This is a genomic window from Arcticibacter svalbardensis MN12-7 (assembly GCF_000403135.1).
In the GTDB taxonomy this organism is placed as follows: domain Bacteria; phylum Bacteroidota; class Bacteroidia; order Sphingobacteriales; family Sphingobacteriaceae; genus Arcticibacter; species Arcticibacter svalbardensis.
Genome location: NZ_AQPN01000049.1, coordinates 23,254 through 45,639 on the forward strand (window position 1 = coordinate 23,254; position 22,386 = coordinate 45,639).

The 22,386-nt window shown below is 38.5% G+C and carries 18 protein-coding genes; 3 read left to right on the forward strand and 15 right to left on the reverse strand.

Going from position 1 to position 22,386, the window contains the following annotated elements:
• Window positions 1-68: 68 nt before the first annotated feature.
• Complete coding sequence (locus ADIARSV_RS06055) at window positions 69-608, reverse strand: DUF2059 domain-containing protein (protein WP_016194545.1); 540 nt, start codon at window positions 606-608, stop codon at window positions 69-71.
• Between the two features lie 264 nt (window positions 609-872).
• A complete protein-coding gene (locus tag ADIARSV_RS06060; protein ID WP_016194546.1) occupies window positions 873-1,838 on the reverse strand; it encodes a hypothetical protein in 966 nt (321 codons plus the stop codon).
• Window positions 1,839-2,420: 582 nt separating this feature from the next.
• Here ADIARSV_RS06060 and fabF point away from each other — a divergent pair.
• The gene (fabF, locus tag ADIARSV_RS06065; protein WP_040299267.1) at window positions 2,421-3,665 is read left to right on the forward strand and encodes a beta-ketoacyl-ACP synthase II; all 1,245 of its coding nucleotides are present in this window, start codon (window positions 2,421-2,423) and stop codon (window positions 3,663-3,665) included.
• A gap of 38 nt (window positions 3,666-3,703) precedes the next feature.
• On the opposite strand, the gene ADIARSV_RS06070 is transcribed toward fabF, so the two are convergent.
• Window positions 3,704-4,309 carry a TetR/AcrR family transcriptional regulator gene (locus tag ADIARSV_RS06070; RefSeq protein ID WP_016194548.1) on the reverse strand — a complete coding sequence of 202 codons (606 nt, stop codon included), beginning with the start codon at window positions 4,307-4,309 and terminating at the stop codon, window positions 3,704-3,706.
• A gap of 147 nt (window positions 4,310-4,456) precedes the next feature.
• On the opposite strand from ADIARSV_RS06070, the gene ADIARSV_RS06075 reads away from it, so the two are divergent.
• Complete coding sequence (locus ADIARSV_RS06075) at window positions 4,457-5,311, forward strand: alpha/beta fold hydrolase (protein WP_016194549.1); 855 nt, start codon at window positions 4,457-4,459, stop codon at window positions 5,309-5,311.
• A gap of 151 nt (window positions 5,312-5,462) precedes the next feature.
• Here ADIARSV_RS06075 and ADIARSV_RS21800 read toward each other — a convergent pair whose 3' ends face one another.
• From ADIARSV_RS21800 to ADIARSV_RS06130, 12 genes are all read right to left on the reverse strand, one after another.
• Entirely contained in the window at window positions 5,463-5,609 is a 147-nt protein-coding gene (locus ADIARSV_RS21800; protein WP_016194550.1) for a hypothetical protein, read from the reverse strand.
• A 54-nt stretch (window positions 5,610-5,663) separates the two neighbouring features.
• The gene (locus ADIARSV_RS06080; RefSeq protein WP_016194551.1) at window positions 5,664-6,080 is read right to left on the reverse strand and encodes a sulfatase-like hydrolase/transferase; all 417 of its coding nucleotides are present in this window, start codon (window positions 6,078-6,080) and stop codon (window positions 5,664-5,666) included.
• Between the two features lie 246 nt (window positions 6,081-6,326).
• Window positions 6,327-8,165: a fibronectin type III domain-containing protein gene (locus ADIARSV_RS06085; protein WP_152439785.1), complete on the reverse strand. Its 1,839-nt coding sequence runs from the start codon at window positions 8,163-8,165 to the stop codon at window positions 6,327-6,329.
• Between the two features lie 87 nt (window positions 8,166-8,252).
• Entirely contained in the window at window positions 8,253-9,713 is a 1,461-nt protein-coding gene (locus tag ADIARSV_RS06090) for a glycoside hydrolase family 28 protein (RefSeq protein ID WP_016194553.1), read from the reverse strand.
• A 224-nt stretch (window positions 9,714-9,937) separates the two neighbouring features.
• Window positions 9,938-10,927 carry a DUF4466 family protein gene (locus ADIARSV_RS06095; protein WP_152439786.1) on the reverse strand — a complete coding sequence of 330 codons (990 nt, stop codon included), beginning with the start codon at window positions 10,925-10,927 and terminating at the stop codon, window positions 9,938-9,940.
• Between the two features lie 15 nt (window positions 10,928-10,942).
• Window positions 10,943-11,389 (reverse strand): hypothetical protein, encoded by a 447-nt coding sequence (locus tag ADIARSV_RS06100; protein ID WP_235048369.1) that lies wholly within the window; start codon window positions 11,387-11,389, stop codon window positions 10,943-10,945.
• 32 nt (window positions 11,390-11,421) lie between these two features.
• Entirely contained in the window at window positions 11,422-13,239 is a 1,818-nt protein-coding gene (locus tag ADIARSV_RS06105; RefSeq protein ID WP_016194556.1) for a RagB/SusD family nutrient uptake outer membrane protein, read from the reverse strand.
• Window positions 13,240-13,317: 78 nt separating this feature from the next.
• Window positions 13,318-16,698 carry a TonB-dependent receptor gene (locus tag ADIARSV_RS06110; protein WP_200864723.1) on the reverse strand — a complete coding sequence of 1,127 codons (3,381 nt, stop codon included), beginning with the start codon at window positions 16,696-16,698 and terminating at the stop codon, window positions 13,318-13,320.
• 131 nt (window positions 16,699-16,829) lie between these two features.
• The gene (locus ADIARSV_RS06115) at window positions 16,830-17,978 is read right to left on the reverse strand and encodes a FecR family protein (RefSeq protein WP_016194558.1); all 1,149 of its coding nucleotides are present in this window, start codon (window positions 17,976-17,978) and stop codon (window positions 16,830-16,832) included.
• Window positions 17,979-18,094: 116 nt separating this feature from the next.
• On the reverse strand, window positions 18,095-18,688 hold the full coding sequence (locus tag ADIARSV_RS06120; protein WP_016194559.1) for an RNA polymerase sigma factor: 594 nt from the start codon (window positions 18,686-18,688) through the stop codon (window positions 18,095-18,097).
• A 145-nt stretch (window positions 18,689-18,833) separates the two neighbouring features.
• A complete protein-coding gene (locus tag ADIARSV_RS06125; protein WP_016194560.1) occupies window positions 18,834-19,550 on the reverse strand; it encodes a 3-ketoacyl-ACP reductase in 717 nt (238 codons plus the stop codon).
• A gap of 34 nt (window positions 19,551-19,584) precedes the next feature.
• Complete coding sequence (locus ADIARSV_RS06130; RefSeq protein ID WP_016194561.1) at window positions 19,585-19,980, reverse strand: GlcG/HbpS family heme-binding protein; 396 nt, start codon at window positions 19,978-19,980, stop codon at window positions 19,585-19,587.
• 225 nt (window positions 19,981-20,205) lie between these two features.
• Between ADIARSV_RS06130 and ADIARSV_RS06135 the strand changes: the two genes are divergently transcribed.
• Window positions 20,206-22,368, forward strand: coding sequence for a polysaccharide lyase 8 family protein (locus tag ADIARSV_RS06135; protein WP_040299269.1), 2,163 nt, complete (start codon window positions 20,206-20,208; stop codon window positions 22,366-22,368).
• Window positions 22,369-22,386 lie beyond the last annotated feature (18 nt).

Sequence of the window (22,386 nt, forward strand, 5' to 3'; positions counted from 1 at the left end):
TTTAGGCTAATTCAATGAAGTTTTTAGTTTGTAAATCCAGTATTTTAAATGAGGCCTAATTTCTAAATTTATTTTTTAGCAGTAGCTGGATTAGAAGCAGGATACTGGTTATGCAATTCTTCCAATTTCGTTTTTAATTTTGATTGAAAAGCAGGCATGTCATTCGCCATAAATGAAGTCATAAACTCTTTTTGGATTGCAGGTGTCATTTCAAGCATCTTTTTCCCTGCTGGTGTAGCATAAAAATCAATATAATATTGTATTTCTTCATTTGTAAAATATTTGGAATATAAAGTCACCATGTCTTCATTCATTATTTTTTTCATCATTACCTTCCCCTCTTGAGTAACATAGTTCATATATTCAGTAAATGCCTTGTTATCTGCTTTATTTTTCAAACTGCCACCTTGTTGTCCCATTATTGCCATCATGTTGTCCATCATGCCACTCATCATTTTATCAGATTTCATAATCTGAAAAAGCTCAACAACTTTCTCATTGCTTGCTTGTGCAAAGGAGCTGAAAGATAGACCGCTTAGCAGAAGAGCCAGCAAAATATTTTTTTTCATAATTCGGTTATTTTTCTCGAAAGGTAATATTATTTCCATCGATAACAGATAATAAAAAAGATATTTTTAGACTGTGTTGAGCAATTACAATAAAAGCAGAAAATGGCTAAAAATTTGTTCATAAACCAAATCAGGATCTTAAAGATGAACTGCGATAACAGACCTTTCCATAATCCCGGTACTTTGAGTCTGCTGTAACATACTCTTTCATTACCAAAATCGGGAGTGTTAAGTAGACATTCATACTTTGCGCTTTCAGAAATGGAAAAACTAAAATGGCCTGTTACAATAAACCAAGCCTCCTCAACCTTTTTTGAACGACACCCGCTTTCCTGGTGAAATATCCGAAATCACCGGTTTTAATTTTATCGTTTTGGGATTCAACTTAGCCAGTTTAACGAACCAGGAATCCAATCCCAGCATCAGGACATTCCCTTTGTAAAACATCTCTTTGATCTTCTCTTCTCTACCTGGGTAGTGAGAAGGTTGCATCTCAACTTCTTTCAATGGATAATCAGAGGGGTTTTCAGATTGAAATGTACCGATGATCGCGCAGGGACTGAATGCTGCGCTGTTTAGCAAAATGCTTTCATTGGTTTGGCTCATAAATGAGTAAAACATCAGCGACATACTCACTAGTGCCAAACAGTCTTTTGGAACTGCTTCATTAAAAGTAATAACTTGTTCTTCGATAGTTTGATACCCCTCTAAGTCCACATCCCGAAAACCCAGGTTTTCATAATATTCTTCCCTGAAGTTAAAAGCAACCAACATCAATCTTATGCGATGTTTCATGTAGGCTCCGCTTACCGCTATAGGCCTTTTAATCCCCTTTTCAGTGTCTAAGGAGCCCAAAGTAACACTAACCAAACCTTCTGCGTTTTTACTTACCGAGTGGCTCATCTGCAGAACTTCATGCAGTTTACTGTTCGCATTAAAGTTTAATCCCTGTAAAAAAGATAGGTCTCCGTCATGCAAATCCCTTTTTCCCTTCTCTCCTGTCACATTATTTAAGATCGACCGGTACACTAGTTGTGTACTTCTGTAAGCTGCTGTCCCATCTTTAAAAAAATAAGCCGGTTCAAATGCAGTTCTTATAACGGCTGCCGAAGAACTTGAAAGTCCAAACTCAATAGCGCTCCTTTTAGTTTTTTCGGTTTGCTTAAATCCTTTTGCCTTGCCCTGTATAATGTTCTTCCCCCGGTACTCCCGGTAGATCACAGAACCAGCAGTTCCATGTACCATTCCCTTATTGTCTATTGTAGCCATATCTTTAAAATTTATATGGTCAAAGGACTTATTTAAAAATTTTAAAGACGAAAGAAAGGCAGAATCTTCCTAAATCTTCTCATATACGGCACATTCTTCCAAAATACGCTATCATTTTATCATAAAGGTCTTTACGGTTGAATTTAAAAGATATATGATTTTAACTCATAGCAAAAACAAAAGCATAAGAATCACGTGTAAGTCCAACTTGAACTATCCAATACCGGACTCATTCTAGATCCTTATTGCATTTTTATTAGATTACTCTACTATCAGGGTTATATGAATAGTAACGTATTGTGCGATTAAGAAACAAAGATATAAATGGACAAAAAGATCCGCATGACACTTCACATCAGTACCTAATATCAAAAACTAGAAACCCATTAACAGGCTTAAATAAATCCTCAATTATTATCGTAAAATCCGTATTTAGAGGACAAAAACTTAATGCGTCTGGCAATTTCTTAACAGTCCTTAATTCGCAATTCATAGCCTCATTCAATAAATTCGAATAAATATACCATTTGGTATTTTATTCCTATCTTTGCCTAATATTGAATTTAATTAATTAAGATATACATGTTAAATAGAGTTGTGATAACTGGCCTTGGCGCCCTAACACCTTTAGGAAATAATATTGCTACTTTTTGGGAGAACATTATCGCTGGAAAAAGTGGTGCGGCAAGGATTACACGTTTTGACCCCTCTCTGTTCAGAACACAATTTGCATGTGAACTTAAGGATTTTAATGCAGCAGATTTCCTTGACAGGACAGAAATAAAGCGGACTGATCCTTTTACACAGTATGCCCTCGTTGCATCAGATGAGGCCATAAAAGATTCAGGTTTTGACCTGAATAAAATGGACCCTTTTGATGTTGGCGTAATTTGGGGAACAGGACAAGGAGGAATGGAAACATTTGAAGAGCAAGTTGAAGCCTATGCTTTAGGCGACGGACATCCCCGTTTTAGTCCATTTTTTGTTCCTAAACTAATTGCTAATATGTCATCCGGTATGATTTCCATCCGCAACGGTTATATGGGCATTAATTATACTACCGTATCCGCTTGTGCTACATCGAATACGGCTATAATGGATGCTTATAACTATATCAGGTTGGGAAAAGCAAAAATCATTATAACCGGTGGATCAGAAGCACCCATTACTGCGGCGTCTGTAGGTGGTTTTAGTTCTATGAAAGCGATGTCTACCCAAAATGATGCCCCTGAGCAAGCATCCAGACCATTTGATGTAGACCGCGATGGTTTCGTAATGGCTGAAGGTGCAGGCGCATTAGTTCTGGAAGATTATGAACATGCTATCAGTAGAGGAGCTCATATTTATGGCGAATTAACCGGGGCTGCCATGACTTCAGATGCCTATCACATGACTTCTACTCACCCCGAAGGTATTGGTGCAGCTAAGGCTATGCAACTAGCCCTACAGGAAGCAGGGATCTCTATTAACGAAGTCGATTACCTGAATATGCACGCAACTTCTACTCATGTAGGTGATATCTCTGAAATCAAAGCATTGCTTTCTTTAACGGGAAATAATAAGACAAACATGATGATCAGTGCGACAAAATCGATGACGGGACATTTACTTGGTGCCGCTGGAGCTATTGAAGCCATCATCTGCCTGCTCTCTATTCGGGACCAGGTCATTCCTCCAACAATCAATACAGAGAACCTTGATCCTATTATCCCCGAGAGCCTGAACATTGTATTAAAAGAAACAATAGACCACAAAGTAAAGGTGGCCATGAGTAATACCTTCGGTTTTGGAGGACATAACGGGATTGTCTTATTTCAATCCCTGTAATTTTTTAAATAGGCACAATTCTAATGGGGTTGTGCCTATTATTTAACCGTCAGCTGATTGATCAGCATTTCTACTGTTTTTAAAATATCATCCAGATTTTTCTGACTATCGGTCACCTTAGCTATCATAACCCCTCCTTCAATTAACGCAATAATGGAAAAGGCTATTTGAGAACTATCCATTACAGGCTTAAATTCGCCTGCAAAAATCCCTTCCTGAATTAACTTTACGATATTTTCTTTCCATTTAAGGATCGCTTCTGCGGCTCTATTTTTCAGCAAACGATTCGTGTCATCTGCTTCAATTGCAGTATTTAAAATGGGACATCCTCCTGTTGGAGATGATCTTTCCATAAAATCATGGTAAACGCTGGAATAGATGAGCAACTTTTCCCTAAAAGAGCCAGCCTGATTAATTAATTCATGAGTTGTGTAATGAATCCGTGCATAATTATAATCGAAAACGGCTAAAGCAACTTGCTCCTTATTTTCAAAGTTTCCGTAAATACTACCCTTGGTTAAACCTGTTGCTTGTGTTAAATCGGATAAAGAAGTGCCGGCATAACCCTTAGTATTGAAAATACTGGCTGTCCTTTCTATAATAAATTTCCTGGTACGCTCTGCCTTTGATAACGTCTCATCCATGAGCCAAATATACCAATTGGTATTGTTATATTATTCCTTATATACTGAACCTGTATGTCATTTTTTTGAATGCTTAAAAAGAGTCACCCTCTAACATTATTGATGATGATTTGTATGTACTAAGAACATAAATTATCTTATCTTATTATGAAATTCATAACTTCTAAACAGAATGATGGAACTGAGGTGAAATTATTCTATCATGACATTGGGCAAGGCAAGCCTGTAGTTTTTATCCATGGCTGGCCGGTTAACAGTATGATGTGGGAATATCAGTTAGCTGAATTACCCAAATATGGCTTACGCTGTATCGCTTATGACCGGAGAGGGTTCGGAAAATCAGATCAGCCCTTTAATGGATATGACTATGATACGCTGACTGATGACCTTAAGGCATTACTTGATGAACTTGACCTTAATGACGTCACTTTAGTTGGATTTTCAATGGCTGGTGGTGAAGTGGTGCGTTACTGCAGTAAATATGAAAGTGCAAGGGTGTCCAAAATCGTTTTGGTTAGTTCGGTAGTACCTTATATGTTGCTAACAGAGGACAATCCTGATGGAATTCCACCTGAGATGGTACAGCAAATTACTGACGGCTTAAATCAAGACCATCCCGGATTTTTAATGGAATTTTTCAAACAGTTCTTCGGCGTCAGTTTATTAAGTCATCCAGTAAGTCAGGGAATACTTGATTCTTCATTGATGTTAGCGATGCAAGCTTTGCTAAAAGGCACTATTGACTGTGTACACAGTTTTGCTGAAACAGATTTCAGAGAAGAAATTAAGCATATCAGCACTCCAGCCTTGATTATTCATGGAGATGCAGATCAGACTGTTCCAATCAAAGTGACAAGTGATGAAACGGCTAAGTTATTACCTAATGCGCAATACATCGTATACGAAGGTGAACCTCACGGATTATACTATACTTCTAAAGATCGACTTAATAAAGATTTAGTTCAATTTATTAACAGAATAGGCTCATTAGAAACGTTATAATACGGTAAATAGTAAAGATTAAAGGCCTATAAATATTTCATTAAGAAGCCTTTAATCTTTCATTTACTCCACCATAACAGTATCAGCTATTAATTTTAGTGTGATCTATATGGTTTGATACTGTTATCATTTTATTGCTTTATAACTTAAGCTACTTTTCAATATCCGACCAGTCAAATTCCTTATTTTCAGGCAACGTTTTAGACGGCTTCATGATTACTTTGAGCTTAGCTACTAATGTTGGGTTAGATGTGATCAAATTCTTTTTTTCGCCTACATCATTCTTTAGATTATACACTTCGTAAACCTCAGGCTGAGACTTTCTCTTAAAACGTAAGAGTTTCCAGTCACCCTATATCAATGCTTCCTGCAGGTATTTTTCATTAAACTGCCAGTAAAAGTGGTCATGTTGATTAACCTGTTTTTTACCTTTCAAAGATGCCACATAGGAAAGGCCATTTATATCCGGTAAAGATTTGGAATGGGTTAATTCAGAAAATGTAGGAAGAACATCCCAAAATGCCCATGGAGTATTACTTACTTTTCCAGCAGGTATATTTTTAGGGGACCATGCAATCAGTGGCACCCTAATTCCCCCTTCATAAAGATCTCGTTTAACGCCCCTGAGAGGACCAGCACTATTGAAATATACCGGATCGGCGCCTCCTTCTTCATGCGGACCGTTATCTCTAGTGAAAAAGATATAGGTATTATCATCTAATCCAAGTTGTTTAACCAAAGCAACTATGTGCCCTACATCCGAATCCAAATATGGGGAGTAGGAATTGGGCTCTTAGGATTAAAACTTTTCACATTTCCATAACCGAGGTCATCAGCCAGAATAAAAATAATATTGGGCTTGCGGGTTTAATGCACATGCCGTGCGCTTAATTATTACACTGCTTTCCATGCTATGGATTTAGAGTTAATAGATATTGGTCACAAAGAACCGCATATAACGATCATTAGCTGCATTAAAGATACGTGTACCCATCCAGTGTCTCCTACAAAAATCTTATTTCTTCTCCTCCGCAAGGTTTCCGTAGGCAGATTTACCATTTACACCTGTTGCCCTTACCCGGTAAAAAAAGGTTCCCTTCGTCGCTTTTTTATCCAGAAACATCGTTTTATTTGCTGGTAAATGGGCTATCAGTTTAAAATCGCTCAATGAATCAGTAGATCGTTCCACTTCATAACCAGTTTCAGAGGGCGAAAGGTCATCCCAACTAATGGTTATGTTTCCTGCTGAATGTATTGCTTTTACTTGTGCAGGTGCATCCGGAGGCATTCCATATTTTAAACGCTCTTTTAATTGAGCCGTATACAAAGACGGGATTAACGGAAGCTCAGCAGTGCCTTCAATATATCCGGTTGGTTGCTTAAAAGGTCCATCTCCTGAAATAATCCCATCACTCATAAAGCAATAATTTTGTCCTGTTGGCGGTTTCTGTAAGATAATCTTTTTCCCGGGAGCCTTCACATTCCATATTACAGAATGAACGGCTGCCCAACCATGACCAGTACCAAATGATCCCCGGTTATAAAGTGCCAGTACTGGTTCTGGTGCAGTGCCCTTAGTAAACGTAATATTATCATAAAGTAAACCCTGACTCCATCGTCTGTGTCCTTCAGAAGTATTCTTCGTAAATTGGGAAAGGCAGTTCAGGAACACCACTCCTGATGTTGTACTGGCACCATTAGAAACAAAGTCATGTCGCGCATTCGTTGCTTCACAATTTTCAAATAAGATATTATTGGAGGCCATATCTGCATTAAAATTATATCTCCTTCCTCCGGTGACTACAGAATGAGGATAGAGTGCCTTACAATTTTGTACAGTAATAAATGTGGCATTTTGGGTAATGAATCCAGACTGTCTAAAATGAAGAGCAATTACCTTTTTCGCCCAGGCATTTTCTACTTTATTAAAAGCTACTGCATTGTTAGCATGCTTTTCGCTCTTCGAATCCGAAGATTCAATATCAATTCTCAAATCCTCTACTCCTACATTGGATACTATTCCGGTACGGTCGTATTTATAGATATAGGATTGCGAAAGACTACGATTGAGGTGATTGTAAACTGGAGCATCTATGGTTATCATATTGCCGTTTATCGCTGTAATAGTTCGATTATATAAGATATCGAGTTTACCTGGAATCCAAACTTTATCGGAATCAGTTCCCCCACCCTGCACGGCGTCTATCCATGCTTTTGTACTGGGATGTTTTATAATAATATTATCCCCAACTTTAAACCGAGAGGCATTACTCACTGTAAAACTTCGTGAACCAACAGGTAGAAATTCAGTCATAATATTGGTACGTGTTCCAGGAATGGAGTCAACCCATTCACTATCTTTCTTTCCTCCAATAACGAGTATGTTACGTTGATGCGGAACATCTCCTTTACCTATCAATATCGTATTAGTAGACGAATCACCATTATCTCCAGCACCCCGGAGAACCACACCGCTGGCATTGATATGCAGAGTCCCCTGGATATTATATTTACCGGCTTTTAAAAAAACTGCTCCACGAAATCCATCCGACCCTAAATCAAGAGTCGACACTTTATCCAGCGCACTTTGGATATGAGCGGTATTGTCACCCTCAATCGCTGAAACAGTTTCTACTATTTTTACTGTAGGAATGGGTACTCCACCCCCTTTGTAACCAGCATAACTAAAATCAGGAACCCTATTACCATCACGGTCTCCAACATAAGTAAGCCTTCCACTCTCCATGTATACTATTTTAGAAGCAGTCTGACTAAACACCTGTCCAGTACCCAATAACAAGAGAAAAAACAATAGGAAACAGGATCTATGTGACAAATTTACAGGGTCGCTCATATTTATATTATCGTTATGTGTTAGATAATGGTTTAGGCTATTAATTGTTTATAAAGATTTTGTAATAGTGTCCATTCATTAAATAATCTATTCAGGGGATACTGGAATACTATTGATCGTAACCTCACGCATGAGCACCTGATCGGTATAACTTATTTCAGGCGCTTTCAGGCCCATATCAATACGAACCTTATTTAAGAACACTTTCGTAATATGCTTATCCGCAACACCCGATATATGAATACTTTTATCCAATGCTTTCCGGCAAGTAATGTCTGATAAGTAAAATCCGCTAAAATCAGGTGGGAAATGTCCACCCCTCCAACTATGGTAGTCCATTTGAAAAAGGATAACATTACCTGAACAGATATTTAAATCGTAGTTCCTGAGGTACACCTCTTTAATATACCCCCCACGGTCTAAATTGCATTTAAAGTTTATTCCATTTTCAGATTTTAACGATTGGCAGTTTTCAAAGAATACATTTTTAACACCTCCTGACATTTCTGAACCGATACAAAAGGCATTGGCTATCTCAGAGTTCAATATGCAATTTCTAATGATAATATTTTTTGTTCCCTTCCGTTTCCATGCATCCTGATCGCGTCCTGCTTTAACTGAAATAGCATCGTCGTTGGTTGAAATAGTGCAATGTTCAATTAATACATTACTGGATGATTCGGGATCTATACCATCATCATTAGTAGTCCCCTTAAGAATGGTTAAGTTTTTAATCATAACATTTTTACAAAAAACAGGGTGCACTGTCCAGAATGGACTACTCTTTAAAGTGAGACTATCCAGTAGTATATGCTGACATTCGTAAAACTGGATCATGTCCGGTCGCAGGTAATGTGGTTTCCCATCTCCATATCCAGGCATTGATTTATCAGACCCTATTTTACCATTTCCGAAAACCCTTTTATTTTCAGAAACGCCATCATTCCCCATCTGCCGAAGTACAACCTTATCACTGTCCTGATTTTTACCTCCATTGCCACTTTTCCATAAACTCCAGGATCCCTCAGTGCCGCCATCTATTGTTCCGCTCCCCGTTATGGCAATATTTTTCTGTTTATACGCATAGATCAGCGGCGAATAGTTATAACAAACAACCCCTTCCCAGCGCACTTTAACTAGTGGAGTATAATAGCCTGGATTGGTTCCAAATTTGAGTAGAGCACCCTTTGTCAAATATAAATTAACATTATTGAGCAGGTGAATAGGCCCGTTGATCAGATAGGTACCTGCTGGAACAGTAACTTTTCCTCCACCATTTTCTGTACATGTTTGAATGGCCTTTTGAAAAGCAGCATGGCAATCTGTAGTTCCATCAGCAATTGCACCAAAAGAAAGTACCGTGAAGATCTGCTCTTTAAATGTAGGTTCTTTAATATGCCTTAATATCCCTGGAACTTTGCCCCAAGCTTTAGATTCCTTTTTTAAAGCTATTTCAGAAGTAAATGACTTGTTTTCCTGTGCTTGAATTCCTTCATATGCAGAAAGGAATAACACGAGCAATACAATACCTATTCTTCTTACTTTCATTTTAATAAGTTAACTAAACAACAACAGAACACCGGTAACAATTCAGGACTAAAGTACGAAAGTTATAAGTTGAAAACCGTTTACCCTTTATAAAACAGAATACAAGTTCATGCCAATAGAATCTTATTTCACAAGAGGTAATTAGGCCCTATATTTTTATAAATAATAATGAATTATTGAATACAGCTAAAATAACATCATTCCATAATTCTTCAAGAATTGAATTAAAGCAGATAGCGCTTCATACTAATAGTCATCTGTTTTGTTGTTCCTGCACTAACACTGTTTACAAATATATATGCCCTGTATTTTCCATCAGCCGTCTCTACCCAAACGCCAGCTTCTACCTTTAAATTAATAGCAAAGTTAGCCGCGGTCGAAAGATCAAGTTGTTGAAAATCAAGATCATCTACATATTCATTATATTGAAGATTAGACAAATCCCGGTCTTGCAAACCATATACTTTAAGTACTTTGGTATTTTTATTTACACCACTAGGTAACGTTACCCCAGGACGATACTGGGCATCAGCCGCAGGGGCAACCAGGGCATGTTCAAAAATAAGAGGAGTTAAAGAACGGTAGAGATAAACCAAATCTATTTTGTCAGCATTTAATGCTGCATCTGCCTGATCATAAACCGCCATATCGGCAATAGAAACATAGCAGTTTGCTCCATCGGTAACCACCATGTTTAACTTATAATCCATTTTTGGAACATCATAAGGCCCCATTTTATACGACACGATTGCACCATCACTGCTCTTTGCTGAAAAGGTAAAGGATACTGTTTTTCCACGGGCAGCTTCAGGTACCACATAATAATAGCGTAGAGTGGCCGCACTGGTATCAACATTAAAAGTAACCGTTGTAACAGCTCCATCATTTACAGATGGCAGTCCAATTGGAACGGCTACATCTACACCACTTCCATTCGTATAGTAAGAATTGTTTTCCAGATAAGTAGTGCTCGCGCCAGCTATAGATGCTTCAACCTGGGCGGAAACTAAGTTGCCTTTTGTTTTAGGAAGTGCCATAGCATACGCAAATTCAATCTTCAAGCCTACCATATTAGGACCTAATGACCTTTTAATGCAATCGTTCTGTAATGCTGTGCCTGCATCCGGTATGCTATAGTCATCATCCTTACATGCCGCCATAAGGAATATAAACAAAAGCAATAAATGTGAATATTGAAAATATTTAGATTTCATGATCAATTTTTTAATTTATAAAGTTGGCGTTTGTACCGTGATAAAAATTGTAAAAGGCGTTCTCACTTTTCTGTTGCCTGAAATAACCGTATAGACTTTAGGATTAGTCATATCAGAGAAGTCAACTTTACCCGTAATTTTTGGATCTAGTTTTGCGTCTTGTGAGAGCGTAAACTGCGGATAGAGATTTTTGAGGTCAGTACCAAAAAGCACCTCCACATTTATAGTTCCTGCAATGGTATCAATTACAGCAGTTTTACTTCTTACCGTAACGAAGTCTGTGCCCAGCAGTTCAAAATTAGTCACAGCACATTCAGTCCTGGTGGTTATAAGTAATCCATCTTCATCTATGGGTTCGTCCTTCTTGCATCCGGCAAATATCGATATCAGCAAAAAGAAACTTGCAGCTAGTACGAAATGATGCTTTATTGCGATGTGTTTTATGATCTTATGTATTTTCATTTTATGATTGTATTAATAAATGAGAAGACGATTTACCGCCAAGGAAGATTTTGAGTTAAGTTGGGATTACGATCCCTTTCTGCCAGTGGTATTTGGAAGATATACATCTGTTGATAAGCCAGCTCCGCTAAATTTTGATAATACCGGGTTACATTAGCTCCCTGAGTATTAATTGTCCACTTACCATCTCCCCCCGGAGCACCCCATACTCTACTCAATGCTCTCCAGCGTCGAAGATCAAATGAGCGTTGTCCCTCACCAATAAGTTCAACAATTCGTTCCTGTTCAATGGCACTAAAGAAAGCAAACTTATCTGCTGTCTTACTCGCTGCAAGAGCAGGCAGATTACCACGGTGGCGAACTTTGTTTACCACGCTAATTGCTTCGGGTAAAGGACCACTTACTTCATTTGATGCTTCTGCATACATTAAAAAAACATCAGCTAAACGCATAACCGGCCATGTCAGGTTTCCATAATTTCTTCCATTCCCCGGATAGTCACGCACAAACTTGCGGAACAAATATCCTGAGTTTACATCTGACGCATTTACTGTTGTATAATTCACTCCGTTAATTTTTTCCACTGCTCCCCACTTCTTAAAAATCCAGGGATGATATCCAGTTTCCGCCAGAGCAGATAGTCCCATCATCATCTCGTAATCCCATAAAATGGTAGATTTCATGCGATAGTCGCGATTCGCATAACTTTGCGGATTAACAGCCGAATTAGGGGTTGTCCTGCCAGCTCCACTCGGATCCATGGGAATTAAGGGAGTGGTAAAGTCGCCGGTAATGGTTGACTGATACCTGTTTGCTATTTCATAACGCGGATGTACCCAAGCCTGTGAATTTTCAGAGGTTCTGCTACCAAAATCACGCATCAGCTCTTCTCCCTGACCTGTACCAGTGACGCCATGCGTAAAGCCCATAATTACCTCCGAATTACCATTAGCAGTAGGTTGAAACAACTCAAAGTAATTAGGAAGAATGTCAGCCTTGCCTAGCGCATCTATCGAACCAGGTTCTCCATTCTTGTACAGCGTTAAACCATAATTGTCAATTACCGCCTTAAAATCAAGAGCAGCGGCAGCATAGGCAGCGGCGGCAACAGCTGCATCCGGAGTAAACGTATCCAGTTCAGGCCATCCGTTTTTATTCCAGCAAGCCCAGAATAGCTGTAACTTCCCACGAAAAGCAAGTGCCGCAGGCTTAGCAGCACGACCTGCTGCAGGAGCCACAACGGGAAGCTTTTCAAAAGCATACGTAAAATCAGCCATAATAGAGTCCTTTACCTGTGCCAGGGGCATACGAGATAGGCTTGATACCTGTGTATTATCAGTAATCACATTTCCAAGATAGGGCACATCTCCCCACAATGAAATTAATCGAAAGTAAACCATACCCCGTAGAAGACGAGCTTCACCAATAGTGGCCTCCAAATTGGCAACTGAAGATGGTTTGGCTGTTGCCAACATCTTAGTCACATTCTCGATTACATAATTTGTTCGGTTCACTCCTCCGTAAAGCGCTGTCCACATGGTACTAAAAGCACTTCCTATTCCTGAAGGGTTAAACCGGCAAAACTCATAATCATGACCACTTGGGGCCTGCCCTCTAACCCTTACAAATTCCCCATGACCATCATAGTAATAATCCCTATCAAAAAGACCTCTTACATCGGCATAGGCACCATTTAAAGCAAACGTTGCATCCTGTTCTGTTTTCCAAAAAGAAGCAGCATCTAATTCAGTAGTAGGTTCCTGATTAAGTAAGTCCTTATTGCACGAACCAGCAAACAAGGACAATCCTATAACTGAAATAAATATTAGTTTTGAATTTATTTTTTTCATTTGAATACTTTTAAATTTGATAGATCTCTCTTCTATCCGCTTCATCTAAATAAATGAACAGAAGATTTTCTTATCTATTTAGAAACCTACATTTAGACCAAAAGACAAAGACTTGTTCAATGGATAGATATCCCGGTCGCTGCTTGATTTTTCAGGATCAAGACCCCGATAAGATGTAAACGTGGCTATATTTTCAGCGTTCACAAACAAACGAAGATTATCAAAGCCTACTCTTTTTATCCATCGCTGAGGTATTTTATAGCCGAACTGAAGATTTTTTACACGAAGAAAGCTCATATCGTCTACCCAGAATGATGAGTTTTCCTGATTACCGCTGGCACCTAATTGAGGCCATGTGCCATCCCGGTTATCAATAGCCCAGGGATTTGTAAAATGACCATACGTAGATGCATAACGGGACACTTGTAAACTACTCGTTAGATTGTAGTTATTCAACCAGAAATCTTTACGTCCTGCCGACCCTTGAAGAAGCATACTAAAATCAAAACCTTTCCATGCCATATAACCATTGAATCCAAAATTGGTCGTTGGTCTGTCAGTTTGATATTTAGGATAAGCCTTCAAATCATTTCCGTCAATACGGCCATCACCATTCAGATCTTTCCTAAGAATGTCTCCCGGAGCACCACCCTGAGGAGTGGTATCATAAACTTCCTGCCAGGTTTGAGCAATACCTGTATCTTCATACGCGTACAAGAAGTGGTACGGCATATTCAAAAACGTACTTCCTCTTCCTAAATATTCGTTCCACTCTTCCAGTGATGTTGAATTATAGGAAACATTTAGATTTACCGAATAATCAAAACTTCCTTTTCTGTCTTTCCATGTGAAGTTCCCTTCAATTCCCCTATTGCGAAGATTACCTATATTCTTTCGAGGTGCGGTATAAGCTCCGGTAAGAAGGGAGGACAAATCTGAAGGACGAAGCATATCAGTAGTCAAACGATCGTAATAATCAATTTCAGTAGTCAAACGATTCTTCAGGAAGCCAAGGTCAAGACCTAAATTTAAAACAGTAGTTGTTTCCCAGGTCAGGTCCTGATTTACCATTTTTTGATAAATAAACCCTTTTGCTATAATATCGCTAATCAGATAGTTACTCGTTCCAAGTGTTTCTTTTTGCTCATATCTTCCAACTCCACTATTATTTCCCAATGCACCATAAGAGATCCGAAGACCACCCTGACTTAGCACATTATGAGTCAGCTCCTTTACAAAGTTCTCTTCTGAGAATCTCCACTTAAAAGCTGCTGATGGGAAAAAGGAAAACTGACTTCCCGGAAGAAATTTAGATGATCCATCATACCGGAAACTAACACCTAAAAGGTACTTACCATAAGCCGAATAATCAAACCGACCAACATAAGAACGGAGTCCTTCTTCATATGAGCTCCCACCTGTAGTCTGCGTATCCATTAATGCACCATCAATTTCATGAAGTGTAGGATACAGGCGGTCAAGTCTCGAAGCATTCAGATTCCGATTATACCAATACTCTTCACTATAAAGTGCCAGAGCATTTATGGTATGGTTTTTACCTAAGGTCCTTTGATAGTTTAAACTTCCACTCAGCTGTGTTTTATAACCACTTTCCGAAATATTTGAAATCCCTTCATTAGCCTTTACATAAGCCCTGTCTGTAAAGGCGCCAGTCTGAAAATTATATGCCTGATTAGGTGTAGCCGCTGCATATTGAAATTGATTATTGTAGTTTAATGCATAATCTATCCTGGCTTTTAAACCCTTAATGGGTGACCAGTCAACATATACATTTCCATTTGCTTCCTGACGATTGCGGTGAGTCAACTGATTTACAAAGTTCGTGTACGGATTAAAAGCATTAGGATCCTCACCATATGCCATTACCCCACCATAATAGCCCGTAACCGGATCAAAAGGAAGAATTCCAGCCACTGCATATTGCATATCTTTGTTTCCGCTATTGGTAAAACCTTCTTCCATAGCGTAAGTGAATTTTGACCAGTTGCCACTAAACTTAGTCCCAATATTTATATTATGACGAAGCTTGGCATCATAATTTGCACGAAAGTTATAACGTGTGTAATCATTATTGATCTGAAGTCCCTTCTGATCCATGATCCCTGCCGAGATAAAGTAATTTGACTTATCGCTTCCTCCCGATGCAGAAAGGTTATGATTTTGAATTGTACCATCGCGCACAATCACATCAAACCAATCTGTATTTGGATAATGAAAAGGGTCAATCATTCCCAATGCCATCCATTGATCAATTGTACCATTCTTAAACTGCTGCTGTGAGGGTAGTGTATTATATGCTGCTGCACGCTGATGCACGGTTAATGCCCGTGGATAATCGGCCATAAAATCAATCCCTTTGGTAGGTTGTTCGACCGAAAATGAACTTGATAACACTATACTGGGGGCAGTTTGGCCTTTACCTGTTTTAGTTGTGATTAAGATGACACCATTCGCTGCCCTTGAGCCGTAAACTGCTGCGGCGGCTGCATCTTTCAATACAGAAATGCTCTCCACATCATTCATGTTCAAGCGATTGATATCTACATCCGGCAATCCATCTACTACAACAAGGGGTGAAGCATTATTAACAGTTCCTAATCCACGAATGATTAGTGACGCGCTATTATTACCGGCCATCCCACTATTTTGACTTACTGCTAATCCTGGCAAAAGTCCTGATAATGCGGATGAAACATTGGAAAGCGCTCGATTTGTAATTTTCTCATCGAACTTAACTGCTGCTACCGAACCGGTTAAATCAACCTTTTTTACAGTTCCATAACCCACTACTACAACCTCATTTAAACCAGTCTGATTTTCTACCATCTTTACATTAATGGAACTTCTTCCATTGACAGGTATTTCCTGAGTTACGAAACCAATATAGGATACCACCAAACTCTCATTTGGGTTGCTAACCAGAATGGTAAATCTTCCCGCTGTATTGGTGCTAACAGATAAGGCGCCAATTTTAAGTTTAATGCTTGCCCCGGGAAGAGGATCACCCTGTAAATCGGTAACAGTTCCCGTAACGGTAGTCTGTTCCATTTCCGTTGCTGAAATTTCAGCAACCTTTTTCTTTATAACAACCGTCTTGTTCTTATCATTTATAATATAGGTTAGTTTCTTATGATCAAGAAGTTTCTCCAGCACATCCTTCAATGGCATCTTTTTGACGTTTATAGATACAGGTGTAATGCTTTTTAGTACCTCAGCATTACACAAAAAGTCATAATCAGTCTGTGCTCTCAGTTGACTGAAAATGTACTCTGCTGTTTGATTTTCTGCGCGTAAAGTAACCACCTGTGCATAAGAACTTGCTTTGGCCTGAAATAATGCAAAAATGAATAGAAGAATGGTTAGTTTCATTTTGAGCCAACGATCAGAATTAGCACAGAATTTAGGTATGCATAACAATGCGACAATAATTTTATACATTTGAATGTTAGTTTTTATAATATGTTGTTCGTAGCAATTATTTGTAACTAATTAACATCTAGTAATTTATCAGGGGCGCTCTAACGCTCCTGGTATTTCTATAATACTATTATCAATTAGTTATGTAATCTTTAATTCATAACAATAATCCTCCTTCCTGTAACCTTAAAATGAACATCGCCTGTCTGTTCCAGATCTTTTAACAGGTCAACTAATTTCTTTGATCTTGAATAAGTACCCCAATAGTAAGTTTCTTCCAGATTATCTTTAAACTCTACATCCACGTCATACCACCTGGAAACTTTATTAAGCATACTTTGCAGATTTTCATTATTGAACTTGAAATAACCTTGTTTCCAGGATATTGCATCGTCAAGATTTACTTCCGCAAGAGTAAATGCACCAGAGTTCACACTTGTTGTAGCCGCCTGTCCTGGTTTTAACATAACCATAACATTATTTTTAATAATTTTTACTGAGCCTTCCAACAAAGTAGTCACCATTAACTTTTCATCCTGATAGGCCATCACATTAAAGTGGGTTCCTAATACCTCAATGACCTGATCTCCTGACTTTACCAGAAACATACTGTTCTTTTTCTTAACCACTTCAAAATAAGCCTCTCCGGTTACCGTAACAACTCTTTCACCTGCTGAAAAAGAAGCAGGATAAGAGATAGAAGAAGCTGAATTTAACCAAACACCAGAGCCATCCGATAATACAAGATGATAATAACCTCCCCTAGGGGTTGACATTTTATTTATGGCTACATGATCATCATGGAGAGAGGACAATTCATTATCCTTATATATAATAGTACCGTTCCTTAACTTGACAACCATTTTTCCAGCCTGATTGGAGATCGTTCCATTTGCAGCATCATCCAGCGTTATATTACGTCCATCAGCAAGAGTTAATGTAGCCCGTTGGAATGCAGGTTCGATTGTTTCATGTTTGCGCTCCACTACCTTTACCTTTGCCTTTTCACCTTCTGCTTTATAAAACAAAAGGGAAACGCCTATAACTAAGGCAATCGAGGCAGCTGCTGCTATCAACCAACGAAAAGAATGACCTTTCTCTCTAGCAGCATTATTAATATGTTGTTGTGTTAAATCCCATATTTCAGCTTTCTTGTCCTCCAGATTAAATTCATTATCAAGAAGCGTGCGTTTAGCGGATTCTTCGGAGTAAAACTTTTCTAGCAGGAGTTCCTCTTCAGGAGAGCAGGTGCCTTTGAGATATTTATTGATTAAAGCTCTTGGCTCTTTACTCCTGTTCATAATTTGGTCTTCTATATTAAAGACACCTACCAGATGAACAGGTAGTATATAAATTATAATTATTTTTTATTTTGAATTAAAGGGCAATGAAGAAATCATTTATTTTAAGAAATGTATTATTTAAAAAGGTATCCAGTCAGAAAAATAATAGTGATAGTACCTTCCAACTTCATTTTAATTCGAAGTATTTTTAAAGCATTGCCGATTTGCTTTTTAACTGTATGATCTGTTATATTCAATTGTAAACCAATCTCTTTATGAGAAAGATGAATATATCGGCTTAATTCAAACACCTTCCGCATTTTTTCCGGAAGATGTGTAATCTCCGATTCTAAAGCAGAGGCAAGTTCCTTTTCGCAAATTTTGTCTATAACTGAATACTGATTCTGATCTATATACAGAGCCAATGCATCTTCAAAGCCTGCACGGGTTTTCTTTTGCCTTATATAATTAAGAACCTTATTTCTAGTTGCCACATACAGGTACCCAGCCAAATTTGTATGCAACTGAAGTTCATTACATTTTGTCCACAAGGAAGCGAAAATATCCTGCACCAAATCTTTTGCTTCATCTTCATCCTCAAGCATTCTTAATGCATGAATGTACATCTTATCCCAATACCGATTAAATACTTCAGTAAATGCTCGATTATCCCCCAACCTCAAAAGGTTTAAAAGATCGATTTCATTTATTGTATTATATGAAGACATAAATTTTTGAGAATGCAATTTTGGTTCGCTTACATAAAATTATGAATTATAATATTAGGAAAAGAATTTATTACTATCAGTGTTTCAATATTTTAAGCAATTGAACTTGGCATTTAAAAGGATATTTTCGACTTACGTTTATTCTTTATGGATTTGTGGACCACATCGCAGCATCTTTAATAAAGACCCGCCTGTTCAATTTCAATTGTGCAACAATCAATTCTGCAAGATCTTCAGGATGCATGACCCGCTCTTCATTGTTATTAATCAGATTGGCACTTTTAGCCAAATCAGTCACTACAGTACTTGGAGTTAATGCTGTAACCCTGATATTATGTTTACGCACTTCCTGCATGAGGGAATCTGTTAAACCCATTACGGCAAACTTCGAAGCACTATACGCACTTGTAGTTGCCGCCCCTCTTAAACCGGCAGTAGAAGAAATATTGATAATATCACCTGTTTGTCTTTCAATCATCTGCGGAAGTACAGCCCTGGTTACATAATACACGCCAAATAAATTAACCTTGATTTGATTTTCCCATTCAGCAGGCTCCAGTTCGAGAAACTTACCAAATGTTGCTGTGCCTGCATTGTTCACCAGGATATCGATATTGCCTAATTCCTGTTGGATACTATCCACTGCTGCATTTACTGATTCGATGTCACTTACATCCGCAATAGCCATAGCAGCATTGACACCCAAAGCCTTAACTTCTTTAGATAAGTTCTGAAGGTCATTTTCGGTACGGGCTACCAGACCTACATGAACACCTTCTTTAGCTAGTGCCAACACAATCGCACGGCCAATACCTTTTCCTGCTCCTGTTACTAAAGCAATTTTTCCTTTTAATGATTCCATATGTGTGCCTAATTTACAAGATTTTTTAGCTTTTTTAAAATGCTGCCACGCCTGCTTCTGCAACGGCATGATCCTGTTCACCCGATCCTCCACTTACGCCAATTGCTCCAACAACCTGTCCATCTTTTTTTAGTGGAATCCCTCCGGCAAATATCATGACCTTGCCATCATTAGAGGCGTGAATACCATAAAACTGCTGTCCGGGTTGCGAATTATCTCCCAGGTCCTTTGTACTAATATCAAAGGCACGTGATGTAAAAGCTTTTTTAATGGAGATATCAATACTGCCTAACCAGGCACCGTCCATTCGCACATGTGCGATCAGATTTCCACCTGCATCTGCTACTGCAATGTTCATAGGCTGTCCAATTTCTTTTGCTTTTACTTCAGCTGCTTCGATTATTTTTTTTGCATCTTCTAATCTGATCATCTTGATTTACTTTTGGCTTGATTATATAATTGTTACTTTTGTTTTTATAAAAGGCTGGCCATTCACCTGAAAGCTACCTTTTTATGTATAAGCAAAATTTAATTTAAAAGTTTTAGCGCTTATTTCTTATTCGAAAAACCAGCGGTATCTTATAATCTAAGCCGTCTTTAAACCAATAACTCCCTTTGGAGCTCAAGCCTGATAGTATTGTAATGATCCAGCTCAATGAAAAATTTAACTAAGAACTTCATCCTCTTCCTATGTTTCACAGCTGTTACTTTTAATAGCAATGCCGGCCCATTTATTACACGCTTAAAACCTGACTCTAATGACCTCTCCGTTATAAAAGAAAGGCTTTATGACAGGTATTTAAATAAACCCAACCTGAACAAGGAGCCTGTAGCCGCTCTCTTAAAGTCAATACAGAAGAATGGAAGCTGGTCAGTATATAATTATGACGAACACCCTAAACTTGGATTGAAGGCTATTGGCCATCTTCAAAAATTAGTCAGCATGTGTATTGCTTACCGTTCGAAAAACAGTGCCTTATTTGACAACAGCAACCTGAAGGACAACATCCATACCGCATTAAATTTCTGGTATGATAAGGATCCTGAAACTGATCACCACTGGTTTAATGAAATTGGTGTCCCCAGAGAATTGACCAAGATCTTAATCCTGATGGAAAATGAACTATCCCCTGCAGAATTAAAAAAAGGCATTCGAATTCTAAAAAAAGCCAATATTAAGGGCGTGCTTCAATATGGTAAAACAAAGGCAACAGGTCAGAATATGATCTGGATCGCAAGGATCCAAATGGAAGCCGGATGTTTGGAACAATCCCAGGAATACGTTAACTTCTCGGTTAAGGCAGTGGAAGAGGAAATTGTAGTGACTACGAAAGAGGGTATCCAGGTAGACTGGAGTTTTCATCAACATGGCCCTCAGTTATATTCGGGAGGTTATGGATTAAGCTTCACTGTTGATTGTGCAGAATTTGCTGCTTTAGTGAATAACACCACATATGAATTGGGTCATGAACAAATTGATATCTTATCACATCATATACTAGATGGTCAGCAATGGATGACCAGAGGAAGTTTTCTGGATTACGGAACAATGGGACGCGAAATTGCTCGCATGGATAAAGATGCTATTCCTATTGCTCTTGCCTGCGAGGATATGGCTTCTCTCAATACCAGCAGAAGACAGGAATTTATTGATTTTAGCACTAGAATACAGGGCTTGCAGTCCATCAGTACAGGACCATCAGGCAACCGTCATTTCTGGCGATCTGACTTCATGGTACACCAAAGACCCCTATATTATACTTCTGTAAAAATGGCCTCTAACCGGGTTAATGGTACAGAGTCAGGCAACGGAGAAGCCAACTTTAATTATCACCTTCCTGATGGCTGTACATACCTCATAAAAACAGGAAAAGAGTACCGCAACATTTTCCCTTTATGGGATTGGCAAAAAATTCCAGGAGTGACTGCTCGCCTATCCAGGCAACCCTTGCCCATTCTAAACTTCGGCAAACAATCAGCAGGAAAAACAAGCTTTGTAGGCGGAGTTTCAGATGGAAAATACGGTATGTCCGCCTTCAATTTCGACAAAGATTCCGTAAAAGCTAAAAAGGCTTGGTTCTATTTCGACAATGAATATGTGTGTTTAGGCACTGGGATCAGCTCAAACGTAAATGAAAATGTTATCACAACTGTGAACCAATGTTTCAGCAAAGGGCAGACAATGGTATCAGACAAACAACTAGAAGGTAATACATTTGCCTTCAAAGGCAAGGGCTGGGTATACCAGGATGGAACTGCCTATCTATTCCCTAATTATACTGACGCTCAAATAAGCGTTGAACAACGTTCTGCCGATTGGAAGGGAATCAACACCTTCCTCGATAAGAATAGAACAGAAAATGGAAAGGTATTTACTTTGTGGATAAATCATGGTTTAAAACCAACTAATCAGTCTTATAGTTACATCGTGATTCCAGATATAGCTCTAAATAAAATTCTTATAGAAATAGCGAAAAAGAACATTTCCATTCTTTCCAATAACACAAAGATCCAAGCCGTAAGGAACCATACCTTGAACTTAACTCAAATTGCTTTTTATGAAGAAGGAAGTATTAATCTGGATGATAAAACTGTAGTTGAGGTCGATCAGCCCTGCCTGCTCATGATTCGTCAGACACAACTAGCTACCAGCATTACCCTGAGTAATCCCGAAAACAAACCATTAGCTGTTAAAGTGAAGCTGACAAGGAAGGAGGGTACAAGTCAAAAAAAGACAGCCAAGGATGTTCAGGTGCTATTTGAATTGCCGGATGGTGCTTATGCCGGACAAAGCATTACAAAGTATTTACACCCCTGAAAATTACCTTTCTTAAAT